The following is a 13824-nucleotide window of genomic DNA, read 5'->3' on the forward strand; positions in this document are numbered from 1 at the left end:
CAACGATGGAAAGCAAAAAACTAGGCAAAACTGATACAAAAATTAGTGCAATTGGTCTGGGTGGAATGCCTCTATCTTTGAGTGGTCGCCCTGAACAAGAAGAGGCGATCGCTGTTATCCACCATGCCCTCGATTTAGGTGTAACATTAATTGATACGGCGGACTCCTATTGCGTCGATGAGTCGGATAAACACCACAACGAGAAATTAATCGCAACTGCCCTAGACAAATACCAAGGTGATACCAGTCAAGTTGTTATTGCAACCAAAGGCGGTCTAATGCGACCCCAAGGAAGTTGGACACGCGATGGTAGCCCAGAACATTTGCGTCAAACCATTCGCCAAAGTCATAAAGCCCTTGGAGGTGAACGACCAATTGATGTTTGGCAGTATCATTCACCTGACCCCGAATATCTTATCTCAGAATCTTTAACCCCTGTTAAAGAAGCAGTCGAAGAAGGATTAATTCGTTATGTTGGGGTTTCTAATTTCTCAGTTGCACAAATAAAACAAGCACAAGAAATTGTCGAAATTGTCTCCGTCCAAAATCAATACAACCCTTGGCAGCGTCAACCCGAAAATGATGGCGTTTTGGAATATTGTGAACAAGAGGGCTTAACTTTTTTCCCTTGGAGTCCCTTGGGTGGAAGTAGACGGGTCAATTTACTGAAAAATATCCCTGTTATTAATGAAATTGCACAAGAAAAAGGGATTTCAGTTTATCAAGTGGTTTTAGCATGGCTTCGTAGCAAATCACCTTGTATTGTACCGATTCCTGGTGCAAGTAAAATCAGTAGCATTGAAGATTCAGTTGCATCTGTTAATGTCCAATTGTCTCCCGATGAAATCCAGCGTTTTGAACAAGGTGCTGCCCAAGTCGCTTAAGGAATTAGAATGGGGCATCACCCCACTCTAATTCCTTAAACGGTGTTGATTGGTTGATTGATGAAGTCATCGCAGGCACTTTCGTCTCACGGAAGTGTACCAATGACCCCTGGAAAGCGTTTGTATTTGAATAAATAGCCCAGTAGCATCAATACAATAATAATCCCTGTACCAATGCCTAAATAACTCGGAAGCCAGAAAACCGCCTCTAGTGTATTAATTTTGCCTGGTTGCAAATGCCAAATTAATTGATTACCGACTGGCGTAACTTCTGCATTACTGGTAATTAATGGTTTAGCTGCCCAAGGAGTTTTTAACGAGAATTCCAAATCGATTAATGAACCTGGACTAACAATCACATTACCCTGATTGGATAAAACACCCAAAGCACGTAAATCAACATTCAGATTAATATAATTTCGCTCAAAAAATATTAAGTTACTTTGACGTGTGATCATTTTCGATTCAAGTTGCAATAACTCTGAATTTTCGCCTTGAGCAATGCTAGTAGCTGAATTAGAAGTTGGGTTAAAAAATTGATTAAATTTCTTGGTTAAATCCCGACTACTATTAAACGGAATTGTTACGCTGACTTCTTCGGGTGAAAATCGTTTTGCACTCCCCCCTAAAAGTTTAGCTCTTTGTTCAATACTATCTAACCATTGCTCAGACTCTTCTTTATTGAGTGTGGTTAAGCGTTGTCCTAAGATAATCGTTTGAACAATTTCACCATGATGTTGATCTTTAAAATTTACCCGCACATCATACTTAACACACCCACTAAGTAAAGTCAGAAGGACAATCATTAGAGGTAAAAATCGTCTAGCAACAAATTTCAGGGTCATTTTTTAATCCTCTTCTAAATCTTCGTTACGGGCAGTACTACCCCCCCCAACGGTGACTAAATCAATTTGCTGACGATAATAGTCTACATTTTTTACCTCGACTTCGACTTCATCCCCAAGGCGATAGGCAGTGCGATTTTTACGACCAACTAAACAACTATGACGGGCGCGATATTCATACCAATCATCTTTGAGGGAACTGACATGAACTAATCCTTCGACTAATAAATCTTCGATTTCCACGAAAAAGCCATAAGACTGAACCCCAGTAATCAAACCTCGGAAAACATGACCTGTTCTGGCTTTCATTTTCTCGGCTTTTTTGAGTCCTTCTAGGTCTTTTTCGGCATCTTCTGCAATTTTATCTCGTTCGTTGAGATGAGCTACGATCGCATGAAATTCTTCTGTTAAACTTTCTTGAATTGCGGTGGGTAGAATGTTCCAGTTGATTTGACCATGACTGGTACTACTGCCTAAATTAACGGCATTTTTAGCTATTTTATTCCGTCTATCTCGCCCTTCGGCAAACAAGATCTTAATTACTCGCTGTATCCACAAATCTCCGTAGCGTTGTCCTGGGGATACACAGTGAACATACCCTTCTTGATAGGCTAAACCAAAATGAGGAATCGGGTGACTACTGTATTTAACGGGTTTTAGGGTGGTTTGTAGCATGAAATTCAACACTTTTTGGGCATTAGATGTGGCAAATGCTAAGGTAAAGGCTTGATAATCTTGTGATGAAACTTCTTCTTCTGTGGATAAACTGAGATCCAATCCTAAGTTATTAGATAATTTTATTAAATCTTCTAATTCATCCCAGTCGGGTTCGGGTTGTCCACAATAAATCGCTGGAATTTCTAAAGTTGAAAGATGTTTACCGACGACAATTCCTGCTAAAACGGCTAACTCACTCAAAAGAGAACGAACGGGCAAAGTAGAAGAGGCAAAAATCACCCCTTTGCGTCCTTCATCTTTGTAGGCTGTAAATTTCTCAAATTGAATTTCAAAACTACCGCGCTGTAGTCGTTGGGCTTTAATTAAAGGACACAGATTTAATAATAAAGTTTGTAATCGTTCTACTAAAGGTTGCTGACTCGGTTCGACTTCATCTGGATTACTGAGTAAAGTTTGCACTCTTTGATAACTTAACGCATGGTCAACTCTAATGACACTTGGACAAATTTCAAATTCAATAACTTGGCCTTTGTCATCTAAATTCAACAAAATAGATATAGTTAAACGATTTTCGCCACTAATGAGGGAGCATCGCTTTTGTACTCCATCAGGAAATAACGGTAATCGTCTTTCTCCTAAATAGACGCTCGTTCCCCGTTTTTTAGCGGCTCGATCTAAAGATGAGTCGGGTTCAATATAATGAGCAACATCAGTGATATGTAACCCAATTTGCCATTGTTGTTGATCAATCGGTTCAATGGTGAAAGCGTTTTCGATGAGCCATAAACCGTCTGTGGTTTCATTTTCAATGGTGAAAGTAAGCAAATCTGTTAAATCTCGCCGTTGTTCCATGTCGGCAGGGTTAAGCGTTGTAGGTAACGAGTCGGCTGAAGTGAGAACTGCGTCTGTAAAAGCTTGTGGTAAATCGTGTTTACAGCACACAATATCAGTATCGGCTGCTGCTTCAGCATCACTCCCTAAGACTCGTGTTACTTGCCCTAACGGTGGATGTTCCCCAATGGGATAGCGCAATACAGAGACATGAACGAGATGATCGATCGCAGTGGCTAAGTCTTGTCCATTTTGTCGCAATGTTAGTTCAAAAAGAAGACGATCATCAAGAGGAACCGCTAAAAATCCCTCATTGTCTTGTTTAACTTGAGCGAGTAGAGAAGGATTGGCTCGTTCTAAAATCAGTTTAACTTCACCTTCAGGAGAACGTCGGCGAGTTCCTTCTTTGATAATTTTGACTAAAACGCGATCACCATTCCAAGCATTGCTCAGATGACTTTCTCTGACATAGATATCGTCTGCGTCTTCAGAGTCTTGGATCGCAAAACAAAATCCTTTACTAGAGCAGCGTAGCTTTGCTTCTACGACACTTTCTTCTTTGTTTTTGCGATATTTTCCACGTTCTTTGGTGACGAGGCCAATTTTCTCTAGTGCTTCTAGTGCTATTTGGAGTTTTTGGATGTTTTCGTCATCTTCACATCCGAGTTTTTTTTCTAGCATCTTAGCAGCGACTAATTTATCATCACTCAAATGAGCTAGTAATGCAGCGATCGAAAAATCCATTTATGAATGTCCTTTTGAAGATAAGCTTATACAGTAGTGAACTCTGAGCCTTAGATCATCGGAAACACAGAAACGCTAAACATTGCGTCTATCGAAATTTAAAAATGTAGCTCAGATAATTGTTACAATAATTTTTATCTTTTGAAAAAAAAGTTCAAGAATTAGCAGCGAATCGGTTTCATTCTTTTGACTTTTGGTGATTAAACCAAAGCAACTTGAATGATTTGATCTCTTCGTAGTCGTTAACCCTGAACTTGAGCGTCCTCAAAAGAGAGTTTTGAAGTTTTCTTTTTGAGGCTAAAGTTTATTCTAATCACTAGCTGAAGATGAAGCTATAACTAGAAAACAGCTACTTTGGTTGGGTTAAAGTTAGGCCTAGCGATTTAGCGATCGTCAAGATAGACTTTTAAAAGTAAAATTTTAAAAAAGCAATCGTTAGTTAATCGATAGCTCCCTTGAAAAGGCTTAACTTTAGATAACCATTTGACTTAATCTTTAATTGTATCAAAAAACGTGACAATTTATTCAATTAAACGATAGACTATTTTTAGTAGTACAAAAAGACTAAATTCGACGAGTGATTCTAAAAATCTATGTTAAATGAATTTCGGACACGCTACCCTAATGGTGGTCTAATTAGTGAATTATTGCTTCTTGATCACGGCAAATACATTGTTAGGGTGAGCGTACAAATTGAAGGCGTGATCATCGCTACTGGAATAGCGGCGGCTGATACAGTTGAAACAGCCGAAGATCAGGCGAGAATTAGAGCAATTGCCTTACTAAACCTCGACGAAAAACCAACAACAAACCATAAAGAGCAAAATTCTAAAAAATCAGAAACAGTAATTCCACAAAAAGCAACGGTTACTCAAGCTAAAACCGAAAAAAAAGTCAAACCCGCTTTACCCATTACTCCACCGATTGAATTTTCAGAACCGATCTCAGAACCCGAAGAATTAGGATTATATGATGATATTTCAGAAGAACTGTTTGATAAGACTGAGCCAGCCGAAATAGAAGATGAGCCAATTTCTCTGATTAATACAGAAGAACCACCATCTTTGGTACCTGAACCGCCACAAAAAGTAACAACAAGTGAACCTACAGATTATTCTGATGTTATCGCTAAAACCAATCTAGAAATGAAGCGTTTAGGTTGGACTAGCGAACAAGGACGAGATTATCTAATTAGTACCTATGGTAAGCGTTCCCGTCAATTACTAGAAGATGAACAACTCATCGAATTTTTGCAATATCTAGAAAGTTTACCGACTCCTTAAATTTATAAATGGGCTTGGCAATCAAGCCCCTACTCATCAAATTTAAGTTAATTAATCAGTTTAAATTATCCATAATCAAACGAGATCTTTTTTCTACCTCTTCGATATCTTGGTCGTTTTGTAAACTTTGCCTTTTGTCATGCAAAAACAGGTATCTCTTTTACCAGCTGCTACTCTAATTTCTCAATTAATTTTTGCGATATTTCTCGGCTTCTTAGGCTTGTTTATGGCTTTACCTCTCACCATTATTTTACAAGTTTTACTTCAGGAAATTGTAATTAAAGATTGGTTTAAAAGTAATTTTTAAGGGGTTAGAACGTTAACATCGACCAAGGGAGTAAGATTAAAACCTTGTTGCTGTAAAGGAGCGATCAACATTGCAGCGACCAGTAAATAGACCATGTTAGTATACAACCCAATCCAAACCACAATTCCTGCGATCGCCGCATAGCCTAAAAATCCTCGCCATGACCCCACACTTTGTAAACCTGATAAAAAAATCTCAATGGGGCTGCGTTCCTGTATATTTTTAACTTGTTTGGCTGCTTCAGTCTCAGGGGGACGTAGGGCCATAACACCCAAAGGGAGCAAAGTAATGTGAACATTAGGCAGATCTTGAACTTGTCCTAAAAATTCTTCAACTTGTTGATTAGGTAGGTACAGCGTCACCAAATCGATCGCTCCATCACTAGCAATCGCCTCAATCAGAGAAAAGTTTACGCCTTGATGATCTTTGATTAGAGCAAAAACGTTTTGGCCTTTACCGCGTGGGACTTGAATAATCAATTGACGCATTTAATTCTCCTATTGCTCATCATCTCGCCAGACTTAAGCACTTGCTTTTGAGCTTTGCTAACAAACTCAACTTCTTTACCAATGTTAGATTGACTGAAAAATATTTCTATCCTCTTGTAGAAGGAAAACTCATAAATTATCTATTTAAGAACTGCAATATTCAAAAAAAGATTAGACTCAATTTAAGCATTGCTGCCATGATCATGAAAAGAGAAAAATATTTTAAAAAAGATAAATTTGTTTCGGAATCTTCAAATTAGTAAAATTATCTCTTAGGTGTCTTTTCGAGTGACTCGTTCCAAGCAACAATTGTGACAAAAAATAATGTTCTGTCCCTCATGAATGAAGACCGATCCAGTTTAAATCATTGAGGGAGCAAATCGCTCTTTAAGAAAACGCCTCAACTTACGAGGAGAACTCCTTTTAGCCCTAAGTCCAACTATCCTAGTCCTAATCGTATTAGCCTTAGTTGAGGTGTTAACTCGGCAAAGATTACTTTATGCTTCTCTAGCTTCAAGTGCTTTTTTGATCTATCTCGATCCCCAACACGGGACTAACTCGGCTCGGACACTTGTTATTTCTCATCTAATGGCGGCTATCATTGGCTTTATCGCTTTTGTCTGTATAGGCTCAGGATACTTTTCGGGTGGTTGTGCGATGGTCATATACGATCATATTAATGATTGTTTGCGATGTCGTCCATCCTCCTGCTGTGTCAACTTCATTAAGTCATCGCAGTTTTGCCTTACGTGCGGGGAATGAAAATAATTTAGTCTTGTTCGGTTTAGCGGTAGGTATTACTGCTATCTTAGTCGTCTTAGAACGTTTAGCTCTTTGGATATTAGCCTATTGCAACCGTTGAGCAGGAAAACTTAAAAGCAGGAGTCAAATCGATGAATCCATTCAGTCGAAATTCTAAACAGATTATAGAACAAGAAAGATATGAAATTTTGCAACAGATTGAGGATTGGCTGGATTTACCGATGCTGTTTCTCAGTTTTGTGTGGTTAATTCTTTTTATTGTTGAATTGGTCTGGGGACTAAACCCTTTCCTCGATACGTTGCAAGTCGCTATTTGGATTCTATTTGGGCTGGATTTTTTGCTAGAGTTTGCCCTAGCACCAGTAAAAGTTACTTATCTAAAGCGTAACTGGTTAACCGTTGTTTCTCTGCTACTGCCTGCGCTTCGGCTTTTTCGCTTTACTCGTATTCTTAGAGTTTTCAGGAGTGCTAAAGGGATTCGTAGCTTAAGATTATTACAAATCATGACGCGTACCAATCGAGGAATGCGTTCTCTGGCTACCAGTTTTCAGCGTCGAGGCTTTGGTTATATCATTGGACTAACCACTTTTGTGTGCTTGATTGGGGCGGCTGGAATGTATGCTTTTGAAAAAGATGTTCCATCGGGCTTATCAGATTATGGAACGGCTTTGTGGTGGACAGCGATGGTTATGACGACGATGGGAGCAGATTATTTTCCTAAAACGCCAGAAGGCCGTCTGCTTTGTTTTTTCCTCGCTGTTTATGCTTTTGCGATTTTCGGTTATGTGGCGGCTACCTTAGCGACTTTTTTTATCGGTCAAGATGCGGAAAACCCTTCGGCTGATGTTGTAGGGATGGAAGCCCTTGCAAATCTTCAACAAGAGGTTAAAGCACTTCGTGAGGAAATTCAAGTTATGTTAAACCAAAAACTAGAATAAATATGGATAGCCTTCACTCATCATCAACTAACTGAATCAGGCTATCCATCATAAATCAATTGGTATCAGGAGGATTAAAAGCTGAGGGACGACGGTTAATCACTTGGTCAATGAGTCCATAGTCGCTTGCTTCTTCAGCAGACATAAAGAAATCACGTTCGGTATCCTCAACAATTTTTTCTAATGGCTGTCCAGTATGATTAGCCAAATGTTCGTTTAATAACTGTTTAAGATACAAAATTTCTTTAGCTTGAATTTCGATATCAGTTGCTTGTCCTTGTGCGCCGCCAAGAGGTTGGTGAATCATAATTCGAGAGTTGGGTAAACTCATGCGTTTACCTTTTGCACCAGAACTGAGCAGAAAAGCACCCATACTAGCAGCTAGTCCAATACAGATGGTACAAACATCGGGGCGGATTTGATTCATTGTATCAAAAATCCCCAAACCAGCTGAGACAGAACCACCAGGAGAATTGATATAGAGATAAATATCTTTTTCAGGGTCTTCTGCTTCGAGAAAAAGTAATTGAGCAACAACAAGATTCGCGAGTTCGTCAGTCACTTGTTGCCCTAAAAATACAATGCGTTCACGGAGAAGGCGAGAATAAATATCAAAAGCGCGTTCACCTCGCCCAGAGGTTTCAATTACGGTAGGAATCATTGAGTTTTAGTAAGTAATGACTGATATTTTTCGATTGTACGCTAGTCTTCTACGAGTTGACCAACCCTACAAGTAGTGATTACCATATACTTCTGACTGGGGGATACCTTATTCTTTTTTAAGAATGGAATCAATTTCTTTAATTAGCTCGGCTAGTGCGGTTTCTAGGTCATCATTAATAATCTGTCGATCAAATTCCTCCTTTAAGGCGATTTCTTCTTTAGCGCGTTCTAAACGGCGTAGAATCGCGGTTTCTGATTCAGTCTCCCGTTGACGCAAACGGTGTTCTAATTCAGTAAAAGAAGGAGGCAGAATAAAAATCCGAAATGCGTTAGGAAAGGTTTGTTTAATCTGCTTTGCACCCTCTATTTCGATTTCTAGTAAAACCGAGATATTTTGTTTGAGTTTTTCTTCGACTGCAAAACGAGGAGTTCCATAGCAATTTCCAGCAAATTCCGCCCACTCTAATAACTTATTTTCTTGAATCATTTGTTGGAACAGTTTTTGAGTCACAAAATAGTAATCTTGTCCCTCAGTTTCGTTTCTACGAGGAGGACGAGTCGTAGCAGAAACGGAAAGATGAAGGTTAGGGTAATGTTCCAGAAGACGACGAACTAATGTTCCTTTGCCAACACCACTAGGGCCAGTGATGACAATCAGTTGACCTGATGACATGAATGATTCAGATTAAGTTAGGGTAAAACTTAATTATTATTGAGTTGCGCGTCTTTGTTAATCACAAAGCGATGGGCAACGGTTTCGGGTTGAATGGCAGAAAGAACAACGTGACTAGAGTCAGTAATAATGACGGCACGAGTACGACGACCATAAGTTGCATCAATGAGTCGTCCTTGTTCTTTCGCATCACTTATAATACGTTTAATAGGGGCGGATTCGGGACTAACGATCGCAATAATGCGATTAGCAGAGACAATGTTACCAAAGCCGATATTAATTAGCTGAATATCCATACGCTTACTATAGGGCTTACCCTTATGACAAAGAATTGTCGAGAGAGGATTATTTACCATGTTATCGATAAAAATTGAGCCTTTCAAGGTAAAAAGACATATATTTATCTAATTATTAATTTTTTTTTCGATTTTCTCAGATTTTCCTCCTAACGGCTGAATTGATGTCCAAATATGAAACGCTAAAGTATTAGATATAGTCCAAAATCAAGGTTTAATTGAATGACTTATGGTATATTGTGTTATTTATGATGGTCAATGTAATCTTTGTGTAACATTTACTCAAGTTTTAGAAACATTTGATCAAGGAAATCTATTTCAATATGTTCCGATGCAGGATGAACAGACTTTAAAGCAATTTGGCATCACCGCAGAGGATTGTCAAATGGGGATCATTTTAATTGATAGTCAGCATCCTGACTCGCGTTGGCAAGGCAGTGCAGCAGCCGAAGAAATTGTACGATTATTACCGATGGGAGCATTATTTTTAACTGCTTATCGGAGTCTACCCGGAATGAAATTACTTGGAGATGCCACTTATGAACAGGTTCGAGATCATCGATATGAGTGGTTTGGGAAACGAAACGCCATCTATCAATCGTCTTATCCTATGGGGTGTGCGAATCAAAAAGACTAACCAAAGTTAGAAAAATAAAAAAAGAGACGTTCTTAAAACGACTCTCTTAGCATTATTTAAAAAGATTAATCGACCAATGACTTTTCGGTATTTGCTTTGTCACTTATTTCATCTTGAGGTTTACGCTCAGAAAATCCCCAACTAAACAAAATGGCAATTGCCGCAATCATCAACCATTCTGGAGGGGCTATATGATTATCAAAAACTTTTAGGAATAAGCGCAAACCTACGAAGCCAACCGTAATAAAACCCGCATCTTCTAAATGGACATATTCATCTAACCAGCGAATAAATAAACCAGCTAAAAATCTCAGTGTGATGACACCAATTGTTCCACCCACTAAAATCAACCAAGTTTCATCAGCAACAGCGATTGAAGTTGTTACACTATCTAAAGAAAAAGCCAAATCGGTAAAGGCAATCATTGGAATTGCTTGCCAAAGCGACGTAAAATTAAGACGACGATGTGAGGAGTCATCGTCTTTTTCGCCATTACTCTTAGATGTAAAATAATTAAAAACCAGCCATAATAAATAAACGGCTCCCATTAACTCAAATTGCCAGTATTTGATCACCCAAGTTGCAGTCAAAATTAAAATCACTCGTAGTACATAGGCAACCACTAGCCCAATATTCAGAGCTTTCCTTTGTAGTTGACTATCTTCTAATCCTTGAGCGATCGCAGCAAGAGCGACCGCATTATCAGCCGATAAAACAGCTTCTAGAGCGATGAGAACCAATAGAATAATCGGGGTTTTGAAATTAACACCCACAGATGGATCTAAAATTTGATCTAACATTAATAATTTTTATCAGACAAAAGAGCAGATGAGCCAAACTAGCTACTAGGACTTTTGAAAGTCCTATATTACAGTGTATTATTTTTTCTTTACAATTACCGAGTGGCTCCCCTTGACTAACCCTCTCGGATATAAAGACTTGTAACAAGGTATTTTACAAAAGGCCAACCTTAAAGCAAATTAATGATTGAATGGCTTATTTAGGAGTTATCCACAATGTCAATTTCAGATACCCAAGTTTTCGTAGCTCTCGTGGTTGCTTTGATTCCAGGCATCTTAGCTTTTCGTTTAGCGACGGAACTTTATAAGTAGGTTTTTTCGTCTTAAACCTCAATCTAATCATCCCTTTTTTGGGGTGATTAGTTTTAGCATAGGTAGCCTGTCTCGCTTGTCGGGTGATAAGCTTCATAAAGACGTAAAATGCTTTCTGTGTTTGATGTGACAAGATTATATCTACTTTCTAATGAAAACTGAACTCAGACGACGACAACCGCCCTCTAAATCGAAGAAGACATCAAGACGCTATGATGCTAAACGAGTCCATCAAGGTATAGCGATCGAAGCAACTCTTAAATTAGGAATGAATCTCATCCTGTCAGTTGCTTCAATTACTGCTTTAATCAAGCTTTGGCCCTATCAAGAGATACAACAAGCGAAATTAGCCGAAGTCCGTCGAGCAGTACAGGATACAGAAATTAGGGTGGATAAATTGCGAGGTCAGTTAAATCGAAATTTTGACCCTGAACAAACTCAAAAACTGATGCAAGAACAAAGTTACCGAGTCGATCCTAATCAACGGCGTATTTTCTGGATGTCTCAATAATAATCGGTAGGGTCTAAAATCAGTAATATGATGCCTACTGACGCAATTGAAGTAAGGAGTTTATGGGGTCAAGCTTGGCGGCAGTTTTCCCGTAACAAACTGGCGATGCTTGGGTTACTCCTCTTAATCGTTATTATTTTGGGTGTTTTAATTGGCCCTGTAATTAATCCAACTCCCATCAATCAAATTAATTTTAGTCAATCAACTTTACCCCCAAACTTACAACATCCATTTGGTACTAATGATCTAGGGCAAGATCAACTTGCTAGAGTCTTATTTGGCGGTCGTATTTCTTTATGCGTTGGTTTAGCCGCAATGGTTGTCGCCATCAGTTTAGGCACCCTTATCGGGGCAATAGCTGGCTTTTATGGAGGGATGCTCGATAGCGTGTTAATGCGGTTAACAGATTTATTTTTATCCCTACCACAACTCCCATTATTGCTGTTGATGGTTTATTTGTTTCGGGATTCTCTAAAAGCGATCGCAGGGCCAGAACAAGGAATTTTTATTTTAGTCGTTTTGTTAATTGGTGGATTAAATTGGATGTCGGTTGCCCGTCTAGTCCGCGCCAACATCCTAAAATTAAGAGAAATGGAGTTTATTAGCGCAGCCACGGTTAGTGGTGCTTCTCCATTCCGTCTTATTTGGGTACATCTGCTACCGAATGTAACTGGAATTATTATCGTCGCTGCGACCATTGCCGTCGCCAATGGCATTATCACCGAATCTACACTCAGTTTTTTAGGGCTAGGATTTCCACCAGATGTACCGACTTGGGGACAAATGTTGTACAAAGCAAAAGATTATTTAACAACTGCGCCTCATCTGGCTTTATTTCCTGGTTTAGCTATTTTTATCACCGTTTTATGTATTAATTATGTTGGGGAAGGATTACGCGACGCATTTGATCCAAAATCTTAAGACGGGATTTTAGTCATGTTCCCGTCAATTTTGCTCAATATGTGATATCCTCTTGAGTCAAATATGACGAGTTAAAAAAAATTTAATGACTGCTAATTTAATAAAAGTTCCTTTTGTTGATCTGACTTGGCAGCATCAACCAATTCTAGGAGAAATAGAACAAGCGATCCAAACAGTGATCAAACGGGGCGATTTTGTGCTAGGACAAGCTTTAGCAGAATTTGAAAGCGAATTTGCTCATGCTTGTGGGGTCAATTATGGTGTCGGAGTCGCATCTGGAACTACAGCGATCGCAATAGGTCTTCAAGCTCTCGGAATTTCTACAGGTGATGAAGTGTTAGTCCCTGCGAATACCTTTGTGGCGACTTTAATGGGAGTTATTCAAGCAGGAGCTAAACCCGTTTTAGTCGATTGCCATTTAGACACAGCACTGATTGATTTAGAATTAGCAGTTAAAGCTATTACCCCAAGAACTAAGGCGATTATACCCGTACATTTGTATGGACAGATGGTTTCTCCTCGGCAACTCATCGATTTTGCCCAGACTTATAATTTACAAATTTTTGAAGATGCAGCCCAAGCTCATTTAGCAAGTTGTGAGGGTTACAAAGCGGGTTCAGTCGGTATTGCTGCGGCTTTTAGCTTTTATCCGAGTAAAAATTTAGGAGCCTTTGGCAATGGCGGAATGTTAATCACCCGTGAGCTAAACATTGCTCAAACCGCTAAGACTCTACGCAATTATGGCGCACCGAGTAAGTATTTTCACACCGAAATCGGGACGAATAGTCGGTTAGATACGCTTCAAGCGGCAATTTTACAAGTTAAATTACCCCATCTTGAGCAATGGAATCAATGGCGAAATACGACTGCTCAAATGTATGATCAGCTTCTTAAACCTTTACACTTCTTAGGAATTCAACCCATTGATAACCAAACCAATACAGGTCATGTTTATCATCTGTATGTGATTCGGATTGATCCGACCAATTGTCCTCTACAACGCAAAGAAATACAAGAAGCTTTTAATCTAAGAGGCATTCAAACGGGTATTCATTATCCAATACCCTGTCATTTACAACCAGCTTATCAAACTCTAGGATTCTCTACAGGAGCGTTTCCCAATGCCGAAAAATTGTGTGAACAAATCCTCTCATTGCCGATGTATCCTGGTTTGAGCTTTGAACAAGCTCAATATGTTATTGAACAATTATCTATAATCGTTGGTGGAATCCTTCCTTAAAATGATCTTGA

General features: G+C 39.1%; 18 protein-coding genes. 11 read left to right on the forward strand and 7 right to left on the reverse strand.

Translation table 11 applies throughout. The features are described from left to right. The first annotated feature begins 5 nt into the window (after positions 1-5). On the forward strand, positions 6-884 hold the full coding sequence (locus CFPU101_RS04225; protein ID WP_206814071.1) for an aldo/keto reductase: 879 nt from the start codon (positions 6-8) through the stop codon (positions 882-884). A gap of 86 nt (positions 885-970) precedes the next feature. Here CFPU101_RS04225 and CFPU101_RS04230 read toward each other — a convergent pair whose 3' ends face one another. Together CFPU101_RS04230 and CFPU101_RS04235 are read right to left on the reverse strand one after the other, a co-directional pair. Further along, positions 971-1729 carry a DUF3153 domain-containing protein gene (locus CFPU101_RS04230; protein ID WP_206814072.1) on the reverse strand — a complete coding sequence of 253 codons (759 nt, stop codon included), beginning with the start codon at positions 1727-1729 and terminating at the stop codon, positions 971-973. 3 nt (positions 1730-1732) lie between these two features. Continuing rightward, complete coding sequence (locus CFPU101_RS04235; RefSeq protein ID WP_206814073.1) at positions 1733-3982, reverse strand: ribonuclease R family protein; 2250 nt, start codon at positions 3980-3982, stop codon at positions 1733-1735. 593 nt (positions 3983-4575) lie between these two features. Here CFPU101_RS04235 and CFPU101_RS04240 point away from each other — a divergent pair. After that, positions 4576-5265: a hypothetical protein gene (locus CFPU101_RS04240; RefSeq protein ID WP_206814074.1), complete on the forward strand. Its 690-nt coding sequence runs from the start codon at positions 4576-4578 to the stop codon at positions 5263-5265. Positions 5266-5404: 139 nt separating this feature from the next. Further along, the gene (locus CFPU101_RS04245) at positions 5405-5572 is read left to right on the forward strand and encodes an AI-2E family transporter (RefSeq protein WP_206814075.1); all 168 of its coding nucleotides are present in this window, start codon (positions 5405-5407) and stop codon (positions 5570-5572) included. Here the strand turns inward: CFPU101_RS04245 and CFPU101_RS04250 are convergent. Continuing rightward, on the reverse strand, positions 5569-6060 hold the full coding sequence (locus CFPU101_RS04250; RefSeq protein ID WP_206814076.1) for a hypothetical protein: 492 nt from the start codon (positions 6058-6060) through the stop codon (positions 5569-5571). The genes CFPU101_RS04245 and CFPU101_RS04250 overlap by 4 nt on opposite strands. Before the next feature lie 474 nt (positions 6061-6534). On the opposite strand from CFPU101_RS04250, the gene CFPU101_RS26220 reads away from it, so the two are divergent. Genes CFPU101_RS26220 through CFPU101_RS04260 form a run of 3 tightly spaced genes read left to right on the forward strand, consistent with a single transcriptional unit; the run spans position 6535 to position 7760 of the window. Further along, complete coding sequence (locus CFPU101_RS26220) at positions 6535-6822, forward strand: HPP family protein (protein ID WP_374191928.1); 288 nt, start codon at positions 6535-6537, stop codon at positions 6820-6822. After that, positions 6740-6922 (forward strand): hypothetical protein, encoded by a 183-nt coding sequence (locus CFPU101_RS04255; RefSeq protein ID WP_206814077.1) that lies wholly within the window; start codon positions 6740-6742, stop codon positions 6920-6922. Before CFPU101_RS26220 ends, CFPU101_RS04255 begins: the two co-directional genes overlap by 83 nt. Positions 6923-6953: 31 nt before the next feature. Further along, complete coding sequence (locus CFPU101_RS04260) at positions 6954-7760, forward strand: potassium channel family protein (RefSeq protein ID WP_206814078.1); 807 nt, start codon at positions 6954-6956, stop codon at positions 7758-7760. A gap of 55 nt (positions 7761-7815) precedes the next feature. On the opposite strand, the gene clpP is transcribed toward CFPU101_RS04260, so the two are convergent. From clpP to remA, 3 genes are all read right to left on the reverse strand, one after another. Next, the gene (gene clpP, locus CFPU101_RS04265; RefSeq protein ID WP_206814079.1) at positions 7816-8421 is read right to left on the reverse strand and encodes an ATP-dependent Clp endopeptidase proteolytic subunit ClpP; all 606 of its coding nucleotides are present in this window, start codon (positions 8419-8421) and stop codon (positions 7816-7818) included. Positions 8422-8529: 108 nt separating this feature from the next. Further along, positions 8530-9096, reverse strand: coding sequence for a guanylate kinase (gmk, locus tag CFPU101_RS04270; RefSeq protein WP_206814080.1), 567 nt, complete (start codon positions 9094-9096; stop codon positions 8530-8532). A 29-nt stretch (positions 9097-9125) separates the two neighbouring features. Then, the gene (gene remA / locus CFPU101_RS04275) at positions 9126-9392 is read right to left on the reverse strand and encodes an extracellular matrix/biofilm regulator RemA (RefSeq protein ID WP_206814138.1); all 267 of its coding nucleotides are present in this window, start codon (positions 9390-9392) and stop codon (positions 9126-9128) included. A gap of 229 nt (positions 9393-9621) precedes the next feature. Here remA and CFPU101_RS04280 point away from each other — a divergent pair, with 229 nt between their 5' ends. Beyond that, positions 9622-10029, forward strand: a complete 408-nt coding sequence (locus tag CFPU101_RS04280; protein WP_206814081.1) for a thiol-disulfide oxidoreductase DCC family protein — start codon at positions 9622-9624, stop codon at positions 10027-10029. A 65-nt stretch (positions 10030-10094) separates the two neighbouring features. On the opposite strand, the gene CFPU101_RS04285 is transcribed toward CFPU101_RS04280, so the two are convergent. After that, a complete protein-coding gene (locus CFPU101_RS04285) occupies positions 10095-10829 on the reverse strand; it encodes a TerC family protein (RefSeq protein WP_206814082.1) in 735 nt (244 codons plus the stop codon). Positions 10830-11045: 216 nt separating this feature from the next. Here CFPU101_RS04285 and psaM point away from each other — a divergent pair, with 216 nt between their 5' ends. From psaM to CFPU101_RS04305, 4 genes are all read left to right on the forward strand, one after another. Further along, on the forward strand, positions 11046-11141 hold the full coding sequence (psaM, locus tag CFPU101_RS04290) for a photosystem I reaction center subunit XII (protein WP_073596774.1): 96 nt from the start codon (positions 11046-11048) through the stop codon (positions 11139-11141). Positions 11142-11292: 151 nt separating this feature from the next. Continuing rightward, positions 11293-11652 (forward strand): hypothetical protein, encoded by a 360-nt coding sequence (locus CFPU101_RS04295; RefSeq protein WP_206814083.1) that lies wholly within the window; start codon positions 11293-11295, stop codon positions 11650-11652. A gap of 30 nt (positions 11653-11682) precedes the next feature. Beyond that, the gene (locus CFPU101_RS04300) at positions 11683-12573 is read left to right on the forward strand and encodes an ABC transporter permease (RefSeq protein WP_206814139.1); all 891 of its coding nucleotides are present in this window, start codon (positions 11683-11685) and stop codon (positions 12571-12573) included. An 85-nt stretch (positions 12574-12658) separates the two neighbouring features. Continuing rightward, positions 12659-13813, forward strand: coding sequence for a DegT/DnrJ/EryC1/StrS aminotransferase family protein (locus CFPU101_RS04305; protein WP_206814084.1), 1155 nt, complete (start codon positions 12659-12661; stop codon positions 13811-13813). Positions 13814-13824 lie beyond the last annotated feature (11 nt).

This window comes from Chroococcus sp. FPU101, assembly GCF_017312365.1.
In the GTDB taxonomy this organism is placed as follows: domain Bacteria; phylum Cyanobacteriota; class Cyanobacteriia; order Cyanobacteriales; family Microcystaceae; genus Chroococcus.

What these genes read in the sequence shown, in the direction of transcription:
- CFPU101_RS04235 (WP_206814073.1), bottom strand. Translation starts at nt 3,982, where the DNA reads ATGGATTTTTCGATCGCTGCATTACTAGCTCATTTGAGTGATGATAAA.
- gmk (WP_206814080.1), bottom strand. Translation starts at nt 9,096, where the DNA reads ATGTCATCAGGTCAACTGATTGTCATCACTGGCCCTAGTGGTGTTGGC.
- CFPU101_RS04255 (WP_206814077.1), top strand. Translation starts at nt 6,740, where the DNA reads ATGATTGTTTGCGATGTCGTCCATCCTCCTGCTGTGTCAACTTCATTA.
- remA (WP_206814138.1), bottom strand. Translation starts at nt 9,392, where the DNA reads ATGGATATTCAGCTAATTAATATCGGCTTTGGTAACATTGTCTCTGCT.
- CFPU101_RS04240 (WP_206814074.1), top strand. Translation starts at nt 4,576, where the DNA reads ATGTTAAATGAATTTCGGACACGCTACCCTAATGGTGGTCTAATTAGT.
- CFPU101_RS04260 (WP_206814078.1), top strand. Translation starts at nt 6,954, where the DNA reads ATGAATCCATTCAGTCGAAATTCTAAACAGATTATAGAACAAGAAAGA.
- CFPU101_RS04300 (WP_206814139.1), top strand. Translation starts at nt 11,683, where the DNA reads ATGCCTACTGACGCAATTGAAGTAAGGAGTTTATGGGGTCAAGCTTGG.
- CFPU101_RS04245 (WP_206814075.1), top strand. Translation starts at nt 5,405, where the DNA reads ATGCAAAAACAGGTATCTCTTTTACCAGCTGCTACTCTAATTTCTCAA.
- psaM (WP_073596774.1), top strand. Translation starts at nt 11,046, where the DNA reads ATGTCAATTTCAGATACCCAAGTTTTCGTAGCTCTCGTGGTTGCTTTG.
- CFPU101_RS04305 (WP_206814084.1), top strand. Translation starts at nt 12,659, where the DNA reads ATGACTGCTAATTTAATAAAAGTTCCTTTTGTTGATCTGACTTGGCAG.
- CFPU101_RS04230 (WP_206814072.1), bottom strand. Translation starts at nt 1,729, where the DNA reads ATGACCCTGAAATTTGTTGCTAGACGATTTTTACCTCTAATGATTGTC.
- CFPU101_RS04280 (WP_206814081.1), top strand. Translation starts at nt 9,622, where the DNA reads ATGGTATATTGTGTTATTTATGATGGTCAATGTAATCTTTGTGTAACA.
- CFPU101_RS04295 (WP_206814083.1), top strand. Translation starts at nt 11,293, where the DNA reads ATGAAAACTGAACTCAGACGACGACAACCGCCCTCTAAATCGAAGAAG.
- CFPU101_RS04250 (WP_206814076.1), bottom strand. Translation starts at nt 6,060, where the DNA reads ATGCGTCAATTGATTATTCAAGTCCCACGCGGTAAAGGCCAAAACGTT.
- CFPU101_RS04225 (WP_206814071.1), top strand. Translation starts at nt 6, where the DNA reads ATGGAAAGCAAAAAACTAGGCAAAACTGATACAAAAATTAGTGCAATT.
- CFPU101_RS04285 (WP_206814082.1), bottom strand. Translation starts at nt 10,829, where the DNA reads ATGTTAGATCAAATTTTAGATCCATCTGTGGGTGTTAATTTCAAAACC.
- clpP (WP_206814079.1), bottom strand. Translation starts at nt 8,421, where the DNA reads ATGATTCCTACCGTAATTGAAACCTCTGGGCGAGGTGAACGCGCTTTT.